This window comes from Janthinobacterium sp. GW823-FHT01H08 (assembly GCF_058797855.1).
On record NZ_CM179504.1, the window covers coordinates 771,920 to 793,876 of the forward strand.

14 protein-coding genes and 1 pseudogene are annotated in these 21,957 nt (G+C 64.1%); 11 read left to right on the top strand and 4 right to left on the bottom strand.

Annotated elements, in window-relative coordinates:
• Nucleotides 1-103: 103 nt before the first annotated feature.
• A complete protein-coding gene (locus AC3RCG_RS03435) occupies nucleotides 104-2,449 on the bottom strand; it encodes a penicillin-binding protein 1A (RefSeq protein WP_492405535.1) in 2,346 nt (781 codons plus the stop codon).
• A gap of 300 nt (nucleotides 2,450-2,749) precedes the next feature.
• Between AC3RCG_RS03435 and pilM the strand changes: the two genes are divergently transcribed.
• The 11 genes and pseudogenes from pilM to AC3RCG_RS03490 all read left to right on the top strand — a co-directional run bounded on the left by pilM (nucleotide 2,750) and on the right by AC3RCG_RS03490 (nucleotide 18,363).
• Nucleotides 2,750-3,382, top strand: a complete 633-nt coding sequence (gene pilM, locus AC3RCG_RS03440; protein WP_162995526.1) for a pilus assembly protein PilM — start codon at nucleotides 2,750-2,752, stop codon at nucleotides 3,380-3,382.
• A 5-nt stretch (nucleotides 3,383-3,387) separates the two neighbouring features.
• Entirely contained in the window at nucleotides 3,388-3,954 is a 567-nt protein-coding gene (locus AC3RCG_RS03445) for a PilN domain-containing protein (RefSeq protein WP_162995527.1), read from the top strand.
• A 150-nt stretch (nucleotides 3,955-4,104) separates the two neighbouring features.
• Nucleotides 4,105-5,118 (top strand): pilus assembly protein PilP, encoded by a 1,014-nt coding sequence (locus AC3RCG_RS03450; protein ID WP_492405532.1) that lies wholly within the window; start codon nucleotides 4,105-4,107, stop codon nucleotides 5,116-5,118.
• A 92-nt stretch (nucleotides 5,119-5,210) separates the two neighbouring features.
• A pseudogene (locus tag AC3RCG_RS03455) lies at nucleotides 5,211-6,536 on the top strand (type IV pilus secretin PilQ); the annotation flags it as partial.
• 112 nt (nucleotides 6,537-6,648) lie between these two features.
• Nucleotides 6,649-8,859: an Ig-like domain-containing protein gene (locus AC3RCG_RS03460; protein WP_162995528.1), complete on the top strand. Its 2,211-nt coding sequence runs from the start codon at nucleotides 6,649-6,651 to the stop codon at nucleotides 8,857-8,859.
• Between the two features lie 102 nt (nucleotides 8,860-8,961).
• Nucleotides 8,962-10,581, top strand: a complete 1,620-nt coding sequence (gene aroKB / locus AC3RCG_RS03465) for a bifunctional shikimate kinase/3-dehydroquinate synthase AroKB (RefSeq protein ID WP_070292465.1) — start codon at nucleotides 8,962-8,964, stop codon at nucleotides 10,579-10,581.
• A gap of 2 nt (nucleotides 10,582-10,583) precedes the next feature.
• Nucleotides 10,584-11,735 carry a deoxyguanosinetriphosphate triphosphohydrolase gene (locus AC3RCG_RS03470; protein ID WP_070312504.1) on the top strand — a complete coding sequence of 384 codons (1,152 nt, stop codon included), beginning with the start codon at nucleotides 10,584-10,586 and terminating at the stop codon, nucleotides 11,733-11,735.
• A gap of 307 nt (nucleotides 11,736-12,042) precedes the next feature.
• On the top strand, nucleotides 12,043-13,002 hold the full coding sequence (locus tag AC3RCG_RS03475) for an IS110 family RNA-guided transposase (RefSeq protein ID WP_083289991.1): 960 nt from the start codon (nucleotides 12,043-12,045) through the stop codon (nucleotides 13,000-13,002).
• Nucleotides 13,003-13,304: 302 nt separating this feature from the next.
• A complete protein-coding gene (dsrO, locus tag AC3RCG_RS03480) occupies nucleotides 13,305-14,015 on the top strand; it encodes a sulfate reduction electron transfer complex DsrMKJOP subunit DsrO (protein ID WP_492404250.1) in 711 nt (236 codons plus the stop codon).
• A 3-nt stretch (nucleotides 14,016-14,018) separates the two neighbouring features.
• Nucleotides 14,019-15,131 (top strand): NrfD/PsrC family molybdoenzyme membrane anchor subunit, encoded by a 1,113-nt coding sequence (gene nrfD, locus AC3RCG_RS03485; RefSeq protein ID WP_492404248.1) that lies wholly within the window; start codon nucleotides 14,019-14,021, stop codon nucleotides 15,129-15,131.
• 10 nt (nucleotides 15,132-15,141) lie between these two features.
• A complete protein-coding gene (locus tag AC3RCG_RS03490) occupies nucleotides 15,142-18,363 on the top strand; it encodes a molybdopterin dinucleotide binding domain-containing protein (protein ID WP_492404246.1) in 3,222 nt (1,073 codons plus the stop codon).
• On the opposite strand, the gene AC3RCG_RS03495 is transcribed toward AC3RCG_RS03490, so the two are convergent.
• From AC3RCG_RS03495 to mutY, 3 genes are read right to left on the bottom strand one after another with little or no spacing between them, the layout of a single operon-like run.
• A complete protein-coding gene (locus tag AC3RCG_RS03495) occupies nucleotides 18,360-18,974 on the bottom strand; it encodes a response regulator transcription factor (RefSeq protein WP_409027368.1) in 615 nt (204 codons plus the stop codon). The two genes, AC3RCG_RS03490 and AC3RCG_RS03495, sit on opposite strands and share 4 nt — an antisense overlap.
• Nucleotides 18,971-20,773 carry a sensor histidine kinase gene (locus AC3RCG_RS03500; protein ID WP_492404244.1) on the bottom strand — a complete coding sequence of 601 codons (1,803 nt, stop codon included), beginning with the start codon at nucleotides 20,771-20,773 and terminating at the stop codon, nucleotides 18,971-18,973. The genes AC3RCG_RS03495 and AC3RCG_RS03500 overlap by 4 nt, the downstream gene beginning before the upstream one ends.
• On the bottom strand, nucleotides 20,773-21,936 hold the full coding sequence (gene mutY / locus AC3RCG_RS03505; protein WP_492404242.1) for an A/G-specific adenine glycosylase: 1,164 nt from the start codon (nucleotides 21,934-21,936) through the stop codon (nucleotides 20,773-20,775). The genes AC3RCG_RS03500 and mutY overlap by 1 nt, the downstream gene beginning before the upstream one ends.
• Nucleotides 21,937-21,957 lie beyond the last annotated feature (21 nt).

Genomic DNA, 21,957 nt, shown 5'->3' on the forward strand with positions numbered 1-21,957 from the left:
GCATGGGCTGCCCTTTTTGCTTGCGTAATCCGACAACATTTGGCGCCGGCGTGGTGTCGGGTGACGGCCTGCGGCCTAACCCGACCTACTCCATGCGCTGCCGTCAGAACAACTCGTTCTTCACGGCTTCTTTCGCCTTTTCTTCTTCCGGCGTACCGCGCGCCGCGCCTTCCAGGCTGCCGACGCCCGTGCCCGGCGGATTTTCCGCATAGTAGTACTCATCGCCCACGCGGATCAGGCCTTCCGGCACGGCGCGCTCCTCGACGGGAATGCTTTTCAGGGCTTTCGCCATGTAGCTGATCCAGATCGGCAAGGCCAGGCCGCCGCCCGTTTCCCGGTTGCCCAGGTTGCGCGGCTGGTCGTAGCCGATCCAGGCGATGCCCACCAGCTTGGCCTGGTAGCCGGCGAACCACGCATCGATGGAATCGTTGGTCGTGCCCGTCTTGCCGGCCAGGTCAGGGCGCTTCAGGGCCATGGCCTTGTTTGCCGTGCCGAAGCGTACGACGTCGTTGAGCATGCTATTCATCATGAAGGCATTGCGCTCGTCGATAACGCGGTTGGCTTCCTCGCCCGCCAGGTCCGGCTTGGCTTGCGACAGGACATTGCCGTCGCTGTCGGTCACCTTGGCGATCAGGTACGGGTTGATCTTGTAGCCGCCGTTGGCGAACACGGCGTAGGCGCCCGCCATCTGCAGGGGCGTCACGTTGCCGGCGCCCAGTGCCAGGGTCAGGTACGGCGGGTTCTTGTCCGCGTCAAAGCCGAAGCGCGTCGCGTATTCCTGGCCATACTTGGCGCCGATCTTGTGCAGGATGCGGATGGAAATCATGTTCTTCGATTTCATCAAGCCCTTGCGCATGGTCATCGGGCCATCGTATTTGCTGTCGTAGTTCTTCGGTTCCCACGCCTGGCCGCCCGTCTGGCCCGCGTCGAACGAGATGGGCGCATCGTTGATGATGGTGGCCGGCGACAGGCCCCGTTCCAGCGAGGCGGAATAGATGAAGGGCTTGAACGCGGAACCGGGCTGGCGCCACGCCTGCGTGACGTGGTTGAACTTGTTGCGGTTGTAATCGAAGCCGCCCACCATAGCGCGGATGGCGCCGTCCGTGGTGCTGGCCGAGATGAATGCCGATTGCACTTCCGGCATCTGCGTCAGGACCCAGGCGTTGTTTTCCTGCATGACGCGGATCACGGCGCCGCGCTTGATGCGGCGGTTCGGCGCCGCTTTTTCCGACAGCCAGGCCGCACCGAAGGTCAGGCCGGGGCCGGTAATGGTGATTTCCTCGCCGGCCGAGGTGACAGCCTGCAACGATTTGGGCGATGCTTGCAGCACCATGGCGGCGATGATGTCGTCGCTGTCCGGGTGGTCGGCCAGTTCCGTCTCGATCGCGTCATCGGCTTCGGCCTTGGTCTTCGGAATATCGATATACGCTTCCGGGCCGCGGTAGCCGTGGCGTTTTTCGTAATCCATGACGCCCTTGCGCAAGGCGATGTAGGCGGCGTCCTGGTCGGCCTTGGTGATGGTGGTGTAGACGTTCAGGCCGCGCGTATAGGTGTCTTCCTTGAATTGCTCGTAGACCAGCTGGCGCGCCATTTCCGACACGTATTCCGCGTGCACGCCGAAGGCGCTGCTGTCGGTTTTCACTTTCAGCTCTTCATTTTTCGCTTCTTCGTACTGCGCCGGCGTGATGTAGCCCAGCTGCGCCATGCGCTGCAGAATGTATTGCTGGCGCATGCGCGCGCGTTTCGGATTGACGACGGGATTGTAGGCGGACGGCGCTTTCGGCAAGCCGGCCAGCATGGCCGCTTCGGCCACGGTGAGGTCCTGGATATTCTTGCCGAAATAGATTTGCGCGGCCGAGGCGAAGCCGTAGGCGCGCTGTCCCAGATAAATTTGGTTCATATACACTTCGAGGATCTGGTCCTTGCTGAGGTTTTTCTCGATCTTCCATGCCAGCAAGACTTCATACGCCTTGCGTTTCAAGGTCTGTTCGCTGGACAGGAAGAAATTGCGCGCCACCTGCTGCGTGATGGTCGAGGCGCCTTGCTTGGCGCCGCCCGTCAGGTTGTGCAGGGCCGCACGGGTGATGCCCAGGTAATCGACGCCGCCATGCTCATAGAAGCGGTCATCTTCGATGGCCAGCACGGCTTTCTTCATGACATCGGGAATATCCTTGATGTGCACCATGTTGCGCCGTTCCTCGCCGAACTCGCCGATCAGCACACTGTCGGACGTGAACACGCGCAGCGGCATCTTGGGCTTGTAATCGGTCAAGGTATCGAGCGCCGGCAGGTTCGGATAGGCCATGGCCAGGCCGAAGACCACCAGCAACACGCCGACGATGCCCAGGCCCAGCAGCGATGCCAGGGCCATCAGCAGGAAACGTTTGGGTTTGCTGCCCTTGGTGGGCGGCTTCGAGCCAGCGGGGCCAGCGGATTTTGAAGATGTCATGCGTCGTATGTCTTTCGGTTAATTATGCCGGCCAATTATAAGCGAGCTTGCCGGGGTGGCAGCGCGCCGTGGCGCTTGCCGGGGGAGTGTTGAAACTTGCCGATACTCTATATAAGCGTGTATTGGCCCGCTGGCAACCAGGATTTGGTAACAATTATCCTGCGCCAGATCACGGCCCCGCCAGATAGGCGCCGCGCGCCGCAGACACCAGCGTGAAATCCGTTTACAAGCCAGCGCTGCCGGGACTAGGCTTGCGGATGGCAGGACTTCCTTCCACGCTGACGTTTCTCTATGAAAAACATGTCCATCAGCAGTCTTCTTGGCACCGGCTTGCTGGGCCTCGACATCGCGGACGACGCCGTGCGTGTGGTCGAGTTGATACGCCGGCGGGGAACACTGGCGTGCCGGCATTGCGGCAGCGCCGCGCTGGCGGCAGGAGTAATGCGTGAGGGCATGATCGAAGATCTGCAGGGCCTGGCTGCCGCCGTGCGCCTGGCATGCCGCGACAGTGGCAGCGGCTGCACGCGCGTGGCGCTGGCCATGCCGGCCACGGCCCTGATCACGCATGCGATCCGCCTGCCTGCCGGATTGCCGGAGGAACAACTGGAAATCCTCGTGGAACTGGAAGCGGGACAATACATGCCGTTTGCGCTGGAAGACGCCAACCTGGATTTTTTCATTCTCGGCCCTGCGCCGCCGCTTGCCGGCCAGACCGGCAGCGAGATCGACGTGCTGCTGGTGGCGGCGCGGCGCGCCAGCGTGCAGCGCCGTCTCGATGCGGCCAAGGCGGCCGGCTTGACGCCCGTCATTATGGATAGCGAGGCGCTTGCCTTGCAGGCGGCGCTCGCGCAGGGCGGCTGGCAAGCCTTGCCCGGCGGCGGCCTGAACTATCAACTGGCCTGGGGCCTGGCCATGCACCGGTACGCCCGATGAAGGCCGTGGCGGAAGTGCCATGCATCAATCTTTTGCCGTATCGCCAGGCGGCACGCCGCAGGCGTATTCAGCGGCTGCTGTGGCAATTGGCCGGCGGGGCGCTGTTGGGATTGCTGACGGCCTTGGCGGCGGGCGCCTGGCTGCAGCACCAGCTCGACGTGCAGTTGCACCGCCAGGAGGGCTGGCGCCATGCCATGCAGCAAGTCAATACGGTCCTTGTCACAGGCAAGCGCGTGCAGGGCGAGACGGCGGCCCTGCTGCTGCGCCAGCAAGCCATTGCTAGTCTGCAAGCGCAGCGCAATGCCTGGGTACGCATGCTGGCGGCCCTGGCCCAGGCGATGCCGTCTGGCGTCGCCCTGCACAGTGTGCGCCAGGAAACGGCGATGGTGCGCCTGCAAGGGCAGGCCGTTTCGCAGGAAAAGGTCGCGGCACTATTATTGGCGCTGGAGCAGGCCGCGCCCTGGTCCCGGCCGGAAGTGATGGAAGTGCGCGGCGCGGCCGATGGCGCCGTGGAATGGACGATACGGCTGGCTTTGGCACCCGCTGGACAATCTTGGAGCCTATCCCAGTAGGGAGCGTCTTTTGCAGGCAGCACATCAGGAGCGCGGACAAGGCGCGAGGAGGACGCGTGGCGAGCCACGCGACGACTCCCCGCTTCTGAGGGGCGCTTGCAAGAGATGTATTCATCTACTGGGATAGGCTCTTAGTCGTGGAGGTTGATCATGCTGAGCTTGAAGACCGCGTCACTGTGGCCGCTGCCGGCGCGCCTTGCTTGCGCTGCGCTGGCCGGCATGCTGGTGGCTGCCCTGCTGCATGCCACATGGCTCGATGGACTGATGGCTGCAGTGCGATTGGCGCACAGTGAGGAAGCCCGCTTGCGCGCCGATTATCTGGCGGCGCAGGCCAGGGCAAAGCAGTTGCCGCAGTGGCGTGCAGAGCAGCGTCAGGCCGGCGCCGAGTTGGCCCTGCTGGAACAGCAACTGCCTGACCAGCAGGCGATGGCGGCGCTGTTGACGGACATTAATGCCGCCGGCCGGTCGCGCGGGCTGCAATTTTCACTGTTCAAGCCGGGCGCGGCGCGGCCGCAAGCGCCGTATGTCGCCTTGCCGATCACGATACAGTTGCGTGGCGGCTACCACGCCATGGGCGCGCTGCTGGCAGACCTGGCGCGCCTGCCGCGCATCGTCACGGTGCATGCGCTGGCCTTGACCCTTGGCAAGGATCGCTTGCTGACCCTGGATGCCGTGCTGCAGGCGTATCGTTTGCCCGAAGCGGGGGAGCTGGCGGCGCAAGCGGCATTGCCTTCAAAGGGCAGTGCGCCGGCATGGCGCCAGCTTGCCGCTGTCGCGCCGCATCCCTACGAGGCGGCGGCCCTGGCCGATCCATTTAATGCCTTGCCGCCTGCGCCCGGACAGCGTGGGGGCGTGGCGGGGCCGGACCCGCGCCGCGTGCGCGAGCCGCTGGAAAGCGTGGCCTTGCCTGCCATCACCATGGTCGGCAGCGTGCAACAGGACGGGCGCCTGAACGCGCTGCTGCTGGCGGGCCAGCGCGTGTACCGGGTGGCCGTTGGCCAGTATCTGGGACAAGACCACGGTGTGGTGACGGGCATCAGTGAACAGGCCGTGCAGTACCGTGAATTGCTGCGCGAGGCAGATGGCCCCTGGCGCGAGCGGCGCGGCAGCCTGGCCTTGCAGGTGACAGGGGCGAAGGCCAGCCTGCCCGAGGCGGCGCCATGAGGCCGCTCCGCATGCTCGTGGCCGCCATGCTGTGTCTGCATGCCGGTGTCCTTGCCCAGGAGGCGGTGGTGCAGGTGACGGCGCCGCGTCTGTATGCGGGCGATAAAATCTCCGTCGATTTCCAGAACGTGGGCGTGCGCGCGGCCTTGCACATCCTGGCCGATGCGTCCGGGCAAAACATCATCGCCAGCGACAGCGTGGCGGGCAATGTAACCCTGCGCCTGCGCGACTTGCCGTGGGACCAGGCGCTCGACGTGCTGCTGCAGGCCAAGGGCCTGGACATGCGGCGCAATGGCAACGTGCTGTGGATCGCGCCGCGTGAGGAAATCCTCGCGCGCGAAAAACTGGAGCTCGAAACGCGCGCGCAGATCGCGGAACTCGAACCCTTGCAATCAAACATCTTCCAGCTCAATTACCAGAAGGCTGAAGCGTTCCGCGCCGTGTTCGGCCTGGACGCGGGGGAAGGGCGCAGCCGGCTGCTGTCGCGCCGTGGCAGCGTGCTGATCGAGCCGCGCACGAATCAGCTGTTCGTCACCGACGTGCCGGCGCGCCTGGAGCAGATCCGTCAGCTGATCGCCAAGACGGATATTCCAACCCGACAAGTCATGATCGAGGCGCGCATCGTCGAGGCGAACGACAGTTTCAGCCGCAACCTGGGCGCGCGCCTCGGTTTTACGGACCAGCGGCTGGCGGCGGGCCAGGTGCCCGGTTTTTCGCTGGGCGGCAGCGGACGCCGCGCGGCCATCGGCGGCACGTATCAGGGCGTGGGCGAGGCGACGGGGCAAACGGTGGCGGGCAGCGGCGCCTTCGTGCCGAACACGCAATTCGTCAACTTGCCGGCCGCCAGCATCAATGGCTTGCAGCCGGCCAGCTTCGCCCTGAGCCTGTTTTCGGCGGCCGCCAACCGCTTTCTGAACCTGGAGTTGTCCGCGCTGGAAGCGGACGGCAGGGGCAAGATCATTTCCAGCCCCCGCGTGGTGACGGCCGACAAGGTGCTGGCGCTGATCGAGCAGGGCATCGAACTGCCGTACCAGGTGGCCACCAGCAGCGGCGCCACGTCGATCACGTTTCGCAAGGCGAACCTGCGTCTGGAAGTGACGCCGCAAATCACGCCCGACGGCAACGTGGTGCTGGAAGTGGACGTCAACAAGGACAGTGTGGGCCAGGAAACCCGCTCCGGTTTCGCCATCGACACCAAGCACGTGCGCACGCAAGTGATGGTGGAAGATGGCGGAACCGTGGTGCTGGGCGGTATTTATCAGCAATCGGAGCGGGGTACGGACAGCAAGGTGCCGCTGCTGGGCGACATCCCCGTGTTTGGTGTTTTTTTCCGCAGCACGGGCCGCAGTCAAGAAAAAACGGAACTGATGGTGTTTATTACGCCGAAAATAGTGGCAGATCGGCCAGCAACACGTTAATGTCACATCTTTACGTTTAAGTAACAATGCAAACGAAAGCGGACTGATGGCGACTATGCGGAATTTTTCTTTTGGCAATACTTCTTGGAGTAGGGTATCGAATTGGCTGGTCATGCTGGCGCTGGGCTCCTTGCTGGCCGCCTGCGGCGGCGGCGGCGGTGATCCGACCCTCGATGGCGGCAGCAGCGGCGGCACGACGGGCGGCGTGGCCGCGACGGTCATGGTGAGCCTGTTGAACGCCGCTGGCCAGCCTAGCAATGCATTGAGCAGCACGACGCCGCTGACGGCCAAGGCGCTCGTCAACGATAAAAATGGCGTTCCTATCAGCAATGCCGTGGTCACGTTTTCGGCCGACCCCGCGCTGGTAACGTTGTCATCGACCAACGGCACGGCGCTGACCGACGCCAAGGGCTATGCCAGTATCACCGTCTCGGCCTTGAATGCGACGGTCACCGGTGCCGGCAAGCTGACGGCCACTGTCGCGGCAGGCACCGCTATGGTCACCGGCGACGCCAGTTATGAAATCAAAACGGCCCAGGCATCGGGCGCCAAAATGACACTGGCGCTGCTCAATGGCGGCAGCGCCAGTAACGCGCTGTCGAGCGCCATGCCGCTGACGGCCAAGGCGTTGGTGACCGATTTGAACGGAAAACCGATCAGCGACGTGTTGGTGGCATTCTCGACTGACAATACCATGGCAGTGATGTCGCCATCGGTAGGGACGGCACTGACCGATGCGACAGGTACGGCCAGCGTAACGCTGCGTCCTTTCAGTCTGTCGGCCAGCGGCGCCGCCACGTTGCGGGCGACCACGACGGCCAATGGTGCCGTTGCCAGCAGCCAGATCAATTATGTGCTGGGAGCCACCGACCTGAGTGCGGAGAACATGCGGTTTTCGCCCGCCAGCATCCCGGCCTATGGCACCACCAACGTCACGGTTGATGTCATGGCTGGCACCAGCCTGTACACAGGATCAGGCCAGACGGTAAATTTCAGTTCGACTTGCGTGCAGGCCGGCAAGGCTAGCGTGACCAGCGGCGTGCCGGTAGTCAATGGCAAGGCCACAGCTGTTTTCCGCGACCTGGGTTGCAATGACTACGATATGGTCAATGCCACAGTGGCGGGCAGCGCTTCCATGTATCACGCGACGCTGCCGATCGGCCGCGTCGCGCCGGCATCGGTACAATTTTCCAGCGTCAGTCCGGTAGGAAAATCGATCGTGATTCAAGGGCAGGGCGGCATAGCGCGCACGGAAATGGCTACGCTCACTTTCCGCGTATTCGATACTTTCAACAAACCTCTGGTCGGCCAGGAAGTGACGTTTTCGTTGTTGAACGGCCCTGGCATGACGCTCAATAAAGTGAAAGACACCACGGATGCCAATGGTGACGTCATCACCACCGTGAATTCCGGCAACACCCCGACCACCTTCCGTGTTAAGGCCAGCCTGGCCTCTGGCATTTCCACCTTGTCCGATTCCATCCTAGTAACGACGGGTTTGCCTGTGCAAACGGCGTTTTCGCTCAGCTCCGTCAAGTCTAGCGTGGAAGGCTGGTCGTATGACAGCCCCTTAGGCACCCCTGCCACGACCGTCACTATCTTGCTGGCAGACCAAGCGGGCAACCCTGTTCCTGACGGCACGCCGGTGGTATTTCAGAGCAATTTGGGCGCCATCGGCTCGTCCAGCATGGGCGGCTGCACTACCATGAATGGTGGCTGCTCGGTCGACTTCCGCAGCCAGAACCCGCGTGTGGCGACCAATCCACCTGTCACGCCCTGCAATGATGTCAGCAATGGCGGCACGGCCGACAGCCTGTGGCCCGGTCTTGCTACCGTCTGCGCCAGCACTTCGGACGGCAACAAGACGTTGTTCGCGAAGATCGCCATCTTCCTGAGCGGCAGCCGTCCCGAGAATGTCATGCTGTTCGATCAGTCGGCCCAGGTAAGCCTGGATCGCAGCACCTATGATCTTGGAAGCGTTTCAGCCGCTGCAGTGCGTCAATTCAGCTTGAGATTCAGCGATTTGCATCAAAACCCCATGCCCTCTGGGACCACGGTCGCGATTACGAATATGATCAATGGCGTTGGATCCATTACTCCGGACAGCATACAAAATATCTATCCGCACAACACGCTTGGCGTGGATGACCGTACCGGAGGCAACATTCAAGGTAACCAGGGAGGCCGGCATGCCGTTACAATTAACAGTCTGACGCCGACAAATTGTGTAGCGAATGTGGTCAGCACGTTTAATGTAACAGTGACGACGCCGCTGGGTAACGCCACCAGTTACCCGTTTAGACTGACATTCTCCTGTCCTTGACGTAAGGGGAAACGGGCGCCGTAGAGGCGGCGCCTGCTTATTTTCTGATTGATATAAAAAGTGTCCGAAATTTCCAACAGTAATATCTTTCTTGTCGGCCTCATGGGCGCAGGCAAAACCACGATCGGGCGCATCCTGGCCCGCAAGCTGGGCTTGCGCTTTGTCGATTCCGACCACGAAATCGAGGCACGCACGGGAGCGACCATCCCGTGGATCTTCGAGATCGAGGGCGAGGCCAGCTTTCGCCGGCGCGAGGCCGAGGTCATCCGCGACCTGAGCGCCCAGGAAGGGATCGTCATGGCCACGGGCGGCGGGGCGATCCTCAACGCCGACAGCCGCGCCTACCTGAAGGAGCGGGGCACGGTCGTGTACCTGCGCGCCAGCGTCAGCAACATCCTGGCGCGCACCAGCCACGACAAGAACCGCCCCCTGCTGCAGACGGCCGACCCGCGCAAGAAGCTGGAAGAATTGACGGCGCAACGTGAGCCCCATTACATGGAAGTGGCCGACATTGTGATCGACACGGGCCGTCCTAACGTACAATCGATGGTTCAGACCATCCTGATGCAGCTGGCCAGCCTCGAGTGCGAGGCCTCGCCCAACTGCGTCATTCATGCAGAGCCTTCGATGAACGAGCAATCCAAAATGTTGTTGAGCGTAGACCTCGACGAACGCAGTTATCCGATCGCCATCGGTCCCGGCCTGCTGGCCGACGCCGATGCGCTGCTGCGCCATATCAGCGGCCACAAGGTGGCCATCGTCACCAATACCACCGTCGCGCCCCTGTATCTGGGCCGCCTGCAGGCGGCGCTGGCCAGCGATGGCCGCGAAGTGATCTGCATCGTCCTGCCGGACGGCGAAGAATATAAAAACTGGGCCAGCCTGATGCAGATCTTCGATGCGCTGCTGGCCAATAAATGCGACCGCAAGACCACGCTGGTGGCGCTGGGCGGCGGCGTGATCGGCGACCTGACCGGCTACGCGGCGGCCAGCTACATGCGCGGCATCGGCTTCGTGCAGGTGCCGACCACCCTGCTGGCGCAGGTCGATTCTTCCGTCGGCGGCAAGACGGGCATCAACCACCCGCTGGGCAAGAACATGATCGGCGCCTTCTACCAGCCGCGCGCCGTGATCGCCGACACCTCGACCCTGGAAACCCTGCCGGCGCGCGAGCTGTCGGCGGGCCTGGCCGAAGTGATCAAGCATGGCGCCATCATCGATGCCGCGTTTTTCGACTGGATCGAAGCGAACATGGACAAGCTGATGGCGCGCGACAAGGGTGCGCTCGCCTATGCGATCGCCCGCTCGTGCGAAATCAAGGCCGACGTCGTGCGTCAGGACGAGCGCGAAGGCGGCTTGCGCGCCATCCTGAACTTCGGACACACCTTCGGCCACGCCATCGAGGCGGGCCTGGGCTACGGTCACTGGCTGCACGGCGAAGCCGTCGGCTGCGGCATGGTGATGGCGGCCGACCTGTCCTGCCGCATGGGCTATATCGACCAGGCGGCCGTCGAGCGCGTGCGCAAGCTCGTCGCCGCCGCCGGCCTGCCGGTGAAAGCGCCGGACCTCGGTGTCGAGCGCTGGCTGGAACTGATGGAAGTGGACAAGAAGAACGAGGGCGGCGCCATCAAGTTCATCCTGTTGAAACCCTTGGGCAGCCCGTGCATCACGTCCGCGCCGCACGAACTGGTGCTGGCCACCCTGGCCGCCGGAGTGCAATAGCCATGACGCCGGAAGACGCCCTCGCCCAAGGATGGCTAGCCCCCTATGCCGCCCATTCGGCACAGGGGCAGGGACGTCGCTTTGCCGAGGCGGCGCACGCCTCGCGCAGCCAGTTCCAGCGCGACCGCGACCGCATCATCCATTCCTCGGCTTTCCGCCGCCTCGAATACAAGACCCAGGTTTTCCTCAATCACGAGGGAGACCTGTTCCGCACGCGCCTCACGCACAGCCTGGAAGTGGCACAGGTGGGCCGCTCCATCGCGCGCAACCTGCGCCTGAACGAAGACCTGGTCGAAGCCATCGCGCTCGCGCATGACCTGGGCCACACGCCGTTCGGCCACGTGGGCCAGGACGTGCTCAACGAGTGCATGCAGGCGCACGGCGGCTTCGAGCACAACCTGCAAAGCCTGCGCGTGGTCGACACGCTGGAAGAGCACTACGGCGCCTTCGATGGCTTGAACCTGATGTTCGAGACGCGCGAAGGCATATTAAAACACTGCTCGCTCGCGCATGCGCGCGAACTGGGTCCCGTGGCGCAGCGCTTCATCGACCGCACGCAACCGACCCTGGAAGCGCAGCTGACCAACCTGGCCGATGAAATCGCCTACAACAGCCACGATATCGACGACGGCCTGCGCTCGGGCCTGATCACCATCGCCCAGCTGGAAGAAGTGGAATTCTTCGGCCGCCTGTGGCGCGACGTGCAGCAGGCGTTTCCCGGCCTGTCGGGCCGGCGCGCCATCTACGAAACCCTGCGCCGCCTGATCACGGCCCTGGCCGACGATCTGATCGTCACGTCGAATGCCCTGATCCTCGACGCCGCGCCGCGCGACGTCAGCGAAGTGCGCGCCAGTCCGCCGCTGATCCGTTTTTCGGACGCCATGCGCAAGGATGCGACGGAGCTGAAGCGCTTCCTGCGCGCGAACCTGTACCGCCACTACCAGGTCAACCGCATGCGCGTGAAGGCCAGCCGCATCGTGCGCGAACTGTACGACAGCTTCATGGCCGAACCGGCCCTGCTGCCGCCCGATTATCAGGTCAACGGCGATGATGTGACTAAGCAGGCGCGCAAGATCGCCGACTATATCGCCGGCATGACGGACCGCTACGCGATCCGCGAGCATCGCCGGCTGTATTCGCTCGACGAGCTGTAACGGTCACTGCGTGGACTGACATGCCCGCGCGACGCTTCATGTCGGGTTACGCCGTGCCGGCTAACCCGACCTTGTATTATTCCCCTCATGCCGTTCGTGGTATTGCGAACGGTATCGACCGCTGTCAAAATCTTGGTAGGCATATCAAGACCGGGTAACTGGATGCCGTATCCGCCCTTAGGCCCCGAGCCAGCTCCGTAGATCTCGCACCAGTTACCCATCCTCCATGTCAAGATCGGACAGTATCTTTGGCACCGGCATGCCGGTTAGCCCGCATTTGCAAGGTAGATCGCAAGAGGACCACAGCATGTTTAATTTAGGAATCGACGTTGCCAAGGCCAAGCTCGACTGCGCGCTGCGCCTGCCCAACGGCAAGCATCGTAACAAGGTTGTCGAGAACAACCGTCAAGGATTCACCGCGCTCCACGCATGGCTGCTGAAGCATGCTGCCGGCAGCCCCAGGGTGTGCATGGAAGCGACGGGCACGTATTGGGAAGGGGTTGCCGAATATCTCGCTGGACTTGGCATGGTGGTCAGTGTCATCAATCCAGCCCAGATCAAGGCCTTCAGCGCTTCACGCCTGGTGCGCACCAAGACCGACAAGGTCGACGCACAGCTGATCGCCGACTTCGCCCATGAACGCCAGCCAGAGCCCTGGCAGGCGCCATCGCCGGCCGAGCAATCGCTGCGCGCGCTGGTGCTGCGCCTCGATGCCTTGCAAGCGATGCGCCAGCAGGAAAGCAACCGGCTTGAAGTGGCGCGCGCGGCGGTACGCCAGGGTATCGAGGATCATATTGCCTGGCTCGACGCCGAGATCAAGGCGCTGATCCTGGCGATCCGCCGTCATATCGATGACGACCCGGATTTACGCGGCAAGCGCGAATTGCTCGATAGCATCCCTGGCCTGGGCGAGCGCACGATTCCCGTGCTGCTGTCCTACTACGCCAATCCTGAGCGCTTCGACAGCGCCAAGCAGGCGGTGGCGTTTGCGGGCCTCGATCCGCGCCAGCACGAGTCAGGTTCCAGCGTGCGTGGCAAGCCACGCATGTCGAAGGTCGGCCACAGTTTCCTGCGCAAGGCACTGTACATGCCGGCCATGGTGGCAGTGCATAAGACGCCTTGGGGCAAGCGCTTCGGTCAGCGTCTGCGTGACGCCGGCAAAGCGCCCAAGCTGATCATCGGCGCCATGATGCGCAAGCTGGTGCACGTGGCATTCGGCGTGCTCAGGTCGGGAAAAATATTTGATCCGGCCTTGCACGCCGCTTGACGGGGATAACAGTATCTACCGATGCAAGCGGTCATGGGGAATCTGACGTAGGTCGGATTAGCGCAGCGTAATCCGACATGTCTGCGCGATACCACGACACTTCATGCCAACAATGTTGTCGGATTACGCGCTGGCGCGCCTCGGCGGCCCCGCTAATCTGACCTACTCCGCATTGTCGATCCTGTCAATTGGCATGATCATCTAGGTCCCCGCACGATCACCCCAATATCCGTACGGCAACTTCTTTTCTATCATGGCAGCAAGTCAACAAGGGCTTGCCGCCCATCGTCAAGGAGAGTGTCATGATCGAATCGCGCCGCAGTTTCTTGCGCGCCTTGCCCGCCGTTACCATCGGGGCGGCCATCGCGCCGCTACCAGGCAAGGCCGCCACCAGGGGCGAAGGCGGCCAGCGCTGGGCGATGGTGGTCGATGTGCAGAAATGCATCGGCTGCCAGGCGTGCACCGTCTCCTGCATCATGGAAAACGCCGTGCCGGAAAACAGCTTTCGCACCGTCGTCTCGACCTATGAAGTCAAGGAAGAGAACCGCTGCGGCACCTACATGCTGCCGCGCCTGTGCAACCACTGCGCCAATCCTCCCTGCATCCCCGTCTGTCCCGTGGGCGCCACCTTCCAGCGCAAGGATGGCGTCGTCGTCGTCGACGGCAACCGCTGCGTGGGCTGCGCCTACTGCGTGCAGGCCTGCCCCTACGATGCGCGCTTCATCAACCACGAGACGGGCAAGGCCGACAAGTGCACGTTCTGCGCGCACAGGGTCGATGAAGGCCTGCTGCCGGCCTGCGTGGAAACCTGCGTGGGCGGCGCGCGCATCTTCGGCGACCTCAATGATCCGGACAGCATGGTGCATCAGCTGCTCAGCGAGAACAAGGTGAAGGTGCTCAAGCCTGAACAGGGTACCCAGCCCCACGTGTTTTACCTGGGACTGGACACGCGCTTCGCCGGCCACGTCGAGGGCGAAGCGACACTTTGGCAACCGAGCAAACACGGGAAATAAACCATGGACAGCCACATCACCGAAATTGTCAACGTCACGCGCGAAGCGGCATGGCTGCCGTGGGCGGTGCAGTATTTTTTCCTCATCGGCCTCAGTTACGGCAGCTTCATGCTGACCCTGCCGTACTTCGTCTTCGGTCGCAAGGCGTATGAACGCCTGGGGCGCATCGCGCTGCTCGCGTCCCTCGTCTGCGGCATGACGGCGCCCGTGGCGCTGCTGGCCGACTTGCACGGGCCGGGCCGCTTCTACCATTTCTACATTTACTTCCAGCCGCAGTCGTGGATGTCGTGGGGTTCGTTCTTCATTCCCCTGTATCTGGGCTGTCTGATGCTGTACGCGTGGCTGGCGCTGCGCGGGGACTTCGCCACGCGGGGGCAGGGTCGGGACCGCCTGGCCTTTGCCTATCGCCTGCTGGGACGTGGAGGCGCCGCATCGCGCCAGGCCATCATCACCGCCGCCGCCTTCACCTTGCTGGCCGCCTTCGTGGTGGGGCTGTACACGGGCATGGAAGTAATGGTGGTGCGCGCCCGTCCACTGTGGTTCACGCCGTTCCTGCCGGCGCAATTTGCCGCCACGGCCTTTGTCGGGGCGGTAGGCCTGGCGCTGTTGTTCAACCGTTTCCTGCCGGGCCGCGACATGGCGCTGGAAGTGTCCTTGAACCGCGCGCTGGCGCTGTCGCTGGCGCTGGTGCTGGCATTGGGCGGCGGCTGGCTGTTCGTCAGCCTGTCCGGCGTAAGCGCCAGCCACAGCATGGCCTTTACCCAGGTGGCGGGCATGCCGCAATGGCAGTTCACGGCAGTCTGGGCCGTGCTGTCGTCGATCGTGCCGATGGCCCTGGCCATCTGGCGTCCCGCCACGAGTGGCCTGGTCAACGGCCTGATCGCGCTGCACAGCGCCTGGATGATGCGCTGGACGATTTTCATCGGCGGGCAGAACATCCCGAAGACGGGCGCGGGCCTGTACGACTACCACCTGCCGATGGGGAACGACGGCTTGATGGGGATTATCGGCACGGCCGGCCTGTGGATCGCGCTGCTGTTGCTGATGCTGGAATTTTTGCCATGGGCTGGACGCGTCGTTGCTGCACGCAGCCGTCCCGCCATGGCCACGCACTGAGGAGTCAACAATGAACGATCAAATACACAACGACGACCGCAACGACGTCCCTGAAGACGAAAAAGAAAAACGCCGCAAGCTGCTGCGCTACGGCGCCATCGGCGGCGGGCTGGCCGCCTTTGCCTCCAGCTTTTCCACCACGGCCGGCCGCATGGTCGACCACGCGCTGGGCAAGGACAAACCCGTACAGCGCTTGCACGGCAATTCGCTGGCGCCCGAGTTTTCCGTCGACACGGCCACGGGCAAACTGACGGTCAATCCCGACCAGCAGGTCAGCTACACCATGTGCATGGGCTGCACCACGTTTTGCGGCGTGCGCGTGCGCCTGGATAAAAAAAGCGGCAAGGTGCTGCGCGTGGCGGGCAATCCGTACAGCCCCCTGTCGGCCGATCCGGCGCTGCCGTACCAGACCCCGATACGCGACAGCTTCATTTCCCTGTCGCGTTTCGAGGAAAAGGGCTTGAAGGGACGTTCCACCGCTTGCGGCCGCGGCAACGGCGTGCTGGAACAGATGGAGTCGCCTTTCCGCGTGCTGGCGCCCATGAAGCGCGTGGGACCGCGCGGCGGCGGCCAGTGGGAGCCGATCGCCTTCGACCAGTTGGTCAAGGAAGTGACGGAAGGCGGCGACCTGTTTGGCGAAGGCCACGTGCAGGGCTTGCGCGCCTTGCGCGAGCTGGAAAAACCGATCGATCCGGCGCAGCCGGAACTGGGTCCGCAAGTCAATCAGGTGGGCCTGATGTGCAGCACCGACGATGGCCGTCTGGCGTTCGGCACGCGTTTTTTCAAGCAGTCGTACGGCAGTCTGAACCTGGTCAACCACGGCTCGTATTGCGGCGGCGCCTACCGCAGCGGCTCGGGCGCCATGTTCGGCGACATGAAGAAAATGCCGCATGCGAAAGTGGACCTGGAAAACACGGAGTTCTGCATCTTCGTCGGCACGGCGCCCGGCAATGCGGGCAACCCGTTCAAGCGCCAGGGCACCTTGATCGCGAAAGCCCGTTCGGGCAAGCGCGATTTCAGCTACGTCGTCGTCGACCCCGTGCTGACGAATGCGGACAGCCTGGCCGCGGGCGACCGCAGCCGCTGGGTGCCGATCAAGCCGGGCACGGATGGCGCGCTGGCCATGGCCATGATCCGCTGGATCATCGAGCACGAACGCTATGACCGCAACTTCCTCGTGCAGCCGAACCTGAAGGTGGCGGAAGCGGCAGGCGAAGCCGCCTGGTGCAACGCCACGCATCTGATCATCAGCGAGAAGGGCCATCCGCGCGACGGCCGCTATCTGCGCGCGTCGGACATCGGCGCGGTGGAACTGGCGGAAGAGGAGCGCTACAAGGATGGTGACGCGTTCTGCGTGATCGACGCGGCCACGCAAGCGATCGTGCCGCACAATGCCGCCAAGGGCGAAGCGCGCCTGTTCTTCGACGGCCCGCTGGACGTGGCTGGCGCGCCGCTGCACCTGAAGACGGCCATGACGATGCTCAACGAAGAAGCGCAGCGCCACAGCATGGAGGACTATTCCAGCGCCTGCGGCATCCCGCTTGACATCATCGAAGGCCTGGCGCGGGAACTGACCAGCCACGGCAAGCGCGCCGCCGTCAATGCGCACGGCGGCATGATGTCGGGCGCAGGTTTCTATAACGCGTATGCGCTGGTCATGCTCAATACCCTGATCGGCAATTTGAACCGCAAGGGCGGCACCCTGATCAACGGCGGCAGCTTCAAGGATGCGGGCCCCGGCCCGCGCTACAACCTCGAAAGTTTCGACGGCGAGATCAAGGCGACGGGCATGCCGATCGGGCGCAATGTGCCGTATGAAAAAACCTCGGAATTCAAGCTGAAGAAGGAAGCGGGCAAGGCGTATCCGGCCAGGGCGCCGTGGTATCCGAACGCGCCCGCGCTGGCCACCGAATGGCTCACCAGCGCCATGAACGGCTATCCGTACACCCTGAAGGCGCTGATCCTGTGGAGCTGCAATCCCGTCTACGGCATCACGGGCTTGCGCGCGCAGATCGGCAAGGAGCTGGCCGATCCGAAGAAGATTCCCCTGATCGTCGCCATCGACCCCTTCATCAATGAAAGCTCGGCGTTTGCCGACTATCTGCTGCCCGATACCTTGCTGTATGAAAGCTGGGGCTGGGCCGGCGCCTGGGGCGGCATGCCCGTCAAAATGAGCACGGCGCGCTGGCCCGTGGTCGAGCCGCGCGTGCAAAAGACGCCGGACGGCCAGAGCATCTGCATGGAATCGTTCTTCATCGCGCTGGCCAAAACGATGGCCTTGCCAGGCTTCGGCACGGAAGCCCTGCAGGACATGGAGGGCCAGCGCTTCCCCCTGCAGCGCGCGGAAGACTGGTATCTGCGCGGCGGCGCCAACATCGCCTGGCAAGGCAAGACGGCCGTGCCGGAGGCGAGCGACGACGATATCGCGCTGTCCGGCGTGGCGCGCATCCGCCCCGAACTGGAGCGCACCCTGAAGCCGGAAGAGTGGCGCAAGGTGGCCTTCATGCTGGCGCGGGGAGGGCGCTACCAGAGCTATGGCGAGATGTTCGGCCTGCGCCTGCCGCCGCCAGCGAATGCCAAGGCATCGGCGGCTGCCGCACCGGTCGTCGACGAGACGCCGTATCCGCAGGACTGGTCCACGCACCGCTACCTGAAACCGATGATGCTGTACAACGAGGGCCTGGGCGTGAGCAAGAATAGCCTGAGCGGCAAGCGTTTCCCCGGTACGCCCGCCTGGAGGGTGGCGGCGTTTGCCGACGGCACACCCGTGCGCAAAACCTACCCTGCCAGCGAATGGCCGTTCGAGTTGATCAGTTTTAAATCGGCGCTGCAGAACTCGTACAGCATCGGTGCGCGGCGCTTGCGCGGCATCCATCCGGACAACCCGGTCGCCGTGCATCCCGACGATGCGGCGCGCCTGAAGCTGGAAAATGGCGACCAGATTTATCTGGAGACGCCGGGTGGCAAGGCCAGGGCCACGGTGATGCTGCGCCATGGCGTGCAGCGCGGCGTGATCGCCGTCGAACACGGTTTCGGTCACAAGGAACACGGCGCGCGCGCCCACCGCATCGGCAAGCTGCGCCAGCCCGACGAACCGGCCATCGGCGCGGGCATCAACCTGAACGACCTGGGGCTGACGGATCCGAGCCGCGGCGACAAGAACGTGTTCGTCGATCCCGTCTCGGGCACGTCGGTGCGGCAGGGGCTTCCTGCCCGCATCGTGCGGGCCTAGATTTGCCCACCCGCCATCAGCAGCCGGGCTACCTCGGCTGCTGAATGCAGGCCCAGTTTCTCCATCGCGTTATGGCGGTGCACCTGCACCGTCTTGTCGCTGATGCCCAGCTCGCGGGCGATGACTTTCGAGGCCTTGCCTTCGGCCATCAGCAGCGCCACTTCGCGCTCGCGCGCGGTGAGCCTGGCCAGCGCCGTTTGCGCCGTATTCGCGCTGGCGGCGCTGCGGCTTTCTTCCACGCTGCGGGCCACGGCCCGGCTGACGGCATCGAGCAGCACCTGGTCCTTGCACGGCTTTTCCAGAAAATCGCAGGCGCCCGCCTTCATCGTCTGCACGGCCATGGCCAGGTCACCGTGGCCGCTGAGGAAAATCACGGGCAGGGAGATCGCATGGCGCGACAGCTCCTGTTGCAGTTCCAGTCCGCTCATCAGCGGCATGCGCACGTCGAGCAGCAGGCAGCCCGGCACATGGCCCTCGTAGCGCTGCAGGAAGTCGCGCGCCGATTCGAACGTCTGCACTTGCCAGCCGGCCGAATCGAACAGATAGGCCAGCGAGCGGCGCATGGCGGCGTCGTCGTCGACGACAAAGATGATCGCATCGCTTTCGTTCATGGTGTTTCCTTATCTACTTCCATATGCGTATCTTCGGGCAGGCGGAACCAGACCGTCAAGCCTGGCGCATCGGCGTTGGCGTGGGCCGACAGGCTGCCGCCGAACGACTCGATGATGCTTTTGCTGAGGGACATGCCCAGCCCCAGGCCTTCGGCCTTGGTGGTAAAGAAGGGCTCGAACAGGCGCGCCATCTGCGCCGCATCGAGGCCGCAGCCGGCGTCGCGCACGGCCACCGTGCAGGCGCCGTTTTCGCGGTGCAGCAGCACGCCGATCGGGTGCTGCGGATGGTCGTTTTCCACCTGCGCGTCGAGCGCATTTTTCAATAAATTGAGCAGCACCTGCTGCACTTGCTGCGGGTCGGCCAGCACGCGCGGTGCAGCGCTGGCCGCCTCGTGACGCCAGCTGATGTTCGCTTGCGGATGGGCCGCGCGGAACAGCGATACCGCCTGCTCCACGGCGTCGGCCAGCGCGAAGGCCGTGCTGTGCGCGGGACGCTTTTGCGCCATCGCGCGGATGTGCCGGATGATGGCGCCCGCGCGCTCGCTTTGCGTGGCGATTTCCTGCGCGCCGTCGAGCAAGGGCGCCGCGTCGAGCCGTCCCGCCGTGATGCGGCGCGCCATGCCGCGCGCGAAATTGCCGATGGCCGCCAGCGGCTGGTTCAATTCGTGCGCGATGGCGCTGGCCATTTCGCCCAGGATGGCCAGGCGCGCCGTGTGGTCGAGCGTGGCCTGGCGCTGGCGCGCCTGTTCTTCCAGCGCGCGCTGCTGGTGCTGCGCCGCGCGCAATTGCTCCGTGCGCCGGCTGACCAGGTATTCCACGCGCACCGTATGCACGGCCCAGGCCACCAGCAAGGCCAGCACCAGCAGCATCCAGCCCCAGTAGCGGCGCAGGGCCGTCTCGAACGTCAGCTTGTTCAAATAGGCGTAGGGGCCGATGCGCAGTTCGCGGAACAGTTCATCGACGATCTGGTAATCGCTGGGCACCGTCCAGCTGTAGCCTTCGCTGGTGCGCGGCATGGCCAGCAGGGCCTGCGCCACTTTTTTTGCCAGCGGGGGCGGCGTCTGGCGCAGGGCCACGAAGGGCCAGTCCGGATACAGCCGCGACGAGCTGGCGCAGCGAAAACCGGGAATCGGACGCGTGGTGATGACGCGCAGTTCCTCGGCCCGCACTTCGCCGCGCGCCACCATCTGTTCCAGCAAACAGGTGCGCACGATGCCGGCGTCCATGCGGCCAGCACGCACGGCCTCGACGATCTGCTGCGAAGGAAAGCCGCTGTAGCGCAGGCTGGCAAAATCGTGCGCGGGATCGATGCCCGCTTCCTGCAGTTCGCGCGCGGCGATCTGGTAGCCGCCAAACGCGTCGGGCGCCACCGCCATCACGTTCTTGCCTGCCAGGTCGGCCAGGTCGTGCAGCGGCGACGCGCTGCGCACGACGATGGCCGAGCCGATGGCCTGGCGCGGCGAGTCCGTCCAAGGCGACTCCAGCGTGGCGATGCGGCTGGCGCCGTCGCTGTGTTCGAGCGCCACGTAGTGGCCGCTGCTGGTGATGGCAAAGGCGATGGCCTGCGACTGCACGGCGCGCGTCAATCCCGCCTGGTCGTAGTCGGCCAATGTAAAACGGATGCCGGGGATGCTGGCCTGCAGGTGGCGCGTCACGTACGACCAGTCCTGCTGCACGGCGTCGCCGCCCTTGTAGGCGAGCACGCCTATTCTCACCTCTGGTACCTCCGGCAGCGCGTCAGCCGCTTGCGCGCCGTGCAGGCACAGCGCCGCCAGCGCCAGTGCTACAAGCCTGCGCACTAGAACATGCTGCGCTGCGCCGCGCGCGCATCGCCGAACAGGTCCAGCAGCAGTTTCTTGATCGGTGCGGGCAGCGGCGCGTCCGCGATCTTCGCGCCGTCGTACCAGACGTGCGTGGACTCTCCGGCCAGCGCCAAACGGCGCGCCAGGGTGATGTGGCAGGGGACGATGTGCAGCTTGTAGTGGGTAAACCCGTGCACGATGGGCAGCAGCCGTTCCTGGGTCTCGATTTCGCCGAACGGCGCCACGGCGCGCGCCAGGGCCTGCTGGCTTATCTCGCGCGGTGCGACTTCATCGGCCAGCACGTGGCCATCGAGTTCCGGCAGCGACAGCAAGCCGCCCCAGATGCCCGAGCCGGGGCGCTGCTCCAGCAGCACCTGGCCGTCGTCGATGATGACGAGCATGACGGCATGTTTTTCCGGACTGGTTTTCTTCGGCTTGCGTACAGGTAAGTCTTTGACCCGATGGGTGGCGTAGGCCACGCAGCGCGGCTGCAGCGGACAGCGGCCGCAATCGGGGCTGCTGCGCGTGCACAGGGTGGCGCCGAAGTCCATCAAGCCCTGCGTGTAGGCTTCGATACCTGTTTCAGGCAGCAGCGCCTCGGCGCGGCGCCACATGGCTTCCTCGACCCGTTTTTCGCCGGGATAGGCGTCGATGCCGAAGGTGCGCGCAAACACGCGCTTGACGTTGCCGTCCATGATGGCCGCGCGCGTGCCGCTGGAAAACGCGGAAATGGCGGCCGCCGTCGAGCGGCCGATGCCGGGCAGCTCGGCCAGTAGCAGCGGGTCGCTGGGGAACACGCCGTCGTATTCGGCCACCACGCGCTGCGCGCACTTGTGCAGGTTGCGCGCCCGCGTGTAGTAACCGAGGCCGCTCCACTGCGCCATCACGTCTTCCACCGGGGCTGCGGCCAAATCGCGCAGGGTGGGGAAGCGTTCGAGGAAGCGCGCGTAGTAAGCGAGTACGGCGGTGACCTGCGTTTGCTGCAGCATGATTTCGGACAGCCAGATCAGGTAGGCGTCGCGCGTGTTTTGCCACGGCAGCGCATGGCGGCCATGCTGCTTTTGCCAGGCGATGACGGTGGCGGAAAAAGTCGGGTCGACGTAATCTTCCAAAGGTGCCGCGCCCGTGGCGGGCGAGAGCGGATGCAGCAGACGTTTCATGCAGGATTCCAGGGTTGTATT

Excerpts from the sequence above, each read along its gene's own strand:
- AC3RCG_RS03435 (WP_492405535.1), bottom strand. The coding sequence starts at position 2,449 with ATGACATCTTCAAAATCCGCTGGCCCCGCTGGCTCGAAGCCGCCCACC.
- pilM (WP_162995526.1), top strand. The coding sequence starts at position 2,750 with ATGTCCATCAGCAGTCTTCTTGGCACCGGCTTGCTGGGCCTCGACATC.
- AC3RCG_RS03450 (WP_492405532.1), top strand. The coding sequence starts at position 4,105 with ATGCTGAGCTTGAAGACCGCGTCACTGTGGCCGCTGCCGGCGCGCCTT.
- AC3RCG_RS03460 (WP_162995528.1), top strand. The coding sequence starts at position 6,649 with ATGCTGGCGCTGGGCTCCTTGCTGGCCGCCTGCGGCGGCGGCGGCGGT.
- aroKB (WP_070292465.1), top strand. The coding sequence starts at position 8,962 with ATGGGCGCAGGCAAAACCACGATCGGGCGCATCCTGGCCCGCAAGCTG.
- AC3RCG_RS03470 (WP_070312504.1), top strand. The coding sequence starts at position 10,584 with ATGACGCCGGAAGACGCCCTCGCCCAAGGATGGCTAGCCCCCTATGCC.
- AC3RCG_RS03475 (WP_083289991.1), top strand. The coding sequence starts at position 12,043 with ATGTTTAATTTAGGAATCGACGTTGCCAAGGCCAAGCTCGACTGCGCG.
- dsrO (WP_492404250.1), top strand. The coding sequence starts at position 13,305 with ATGATCGAATCGCGCCGCAGTTTCTTGCGCGCCTTGCCCGCCGTTACC.
- nrfD (WP_492404248.1), top strand. The coding sequence starts at position 14,019 with ATGGACAGCCACATCACCGAAATTGTCAACGTCACGCGCGAAGCGGCA.
- AC3RCG_RS03490 (WP_492404246.1), top strand. The coding sequence starts at position 15,142 with ATGAACGATCAAATACACAACGACGACCGCAACGACGTCCCTGAAGAC.
- AC3RCG_RS03495 (WP_409027368.1), bottom strand. The coding sequence starts at position 18,974 with ATGAACGAAAGCGATGCGATCATCTTTGTCGTCGACGACGACGCCGCC.
- mutY (WP_492404242.1), bottom strand. The coding sequence starts at position 21,936 with ATGAAACGTCTGCTGCATCCGCTCTCGCCCGCCACGGGCGCGGCACCT.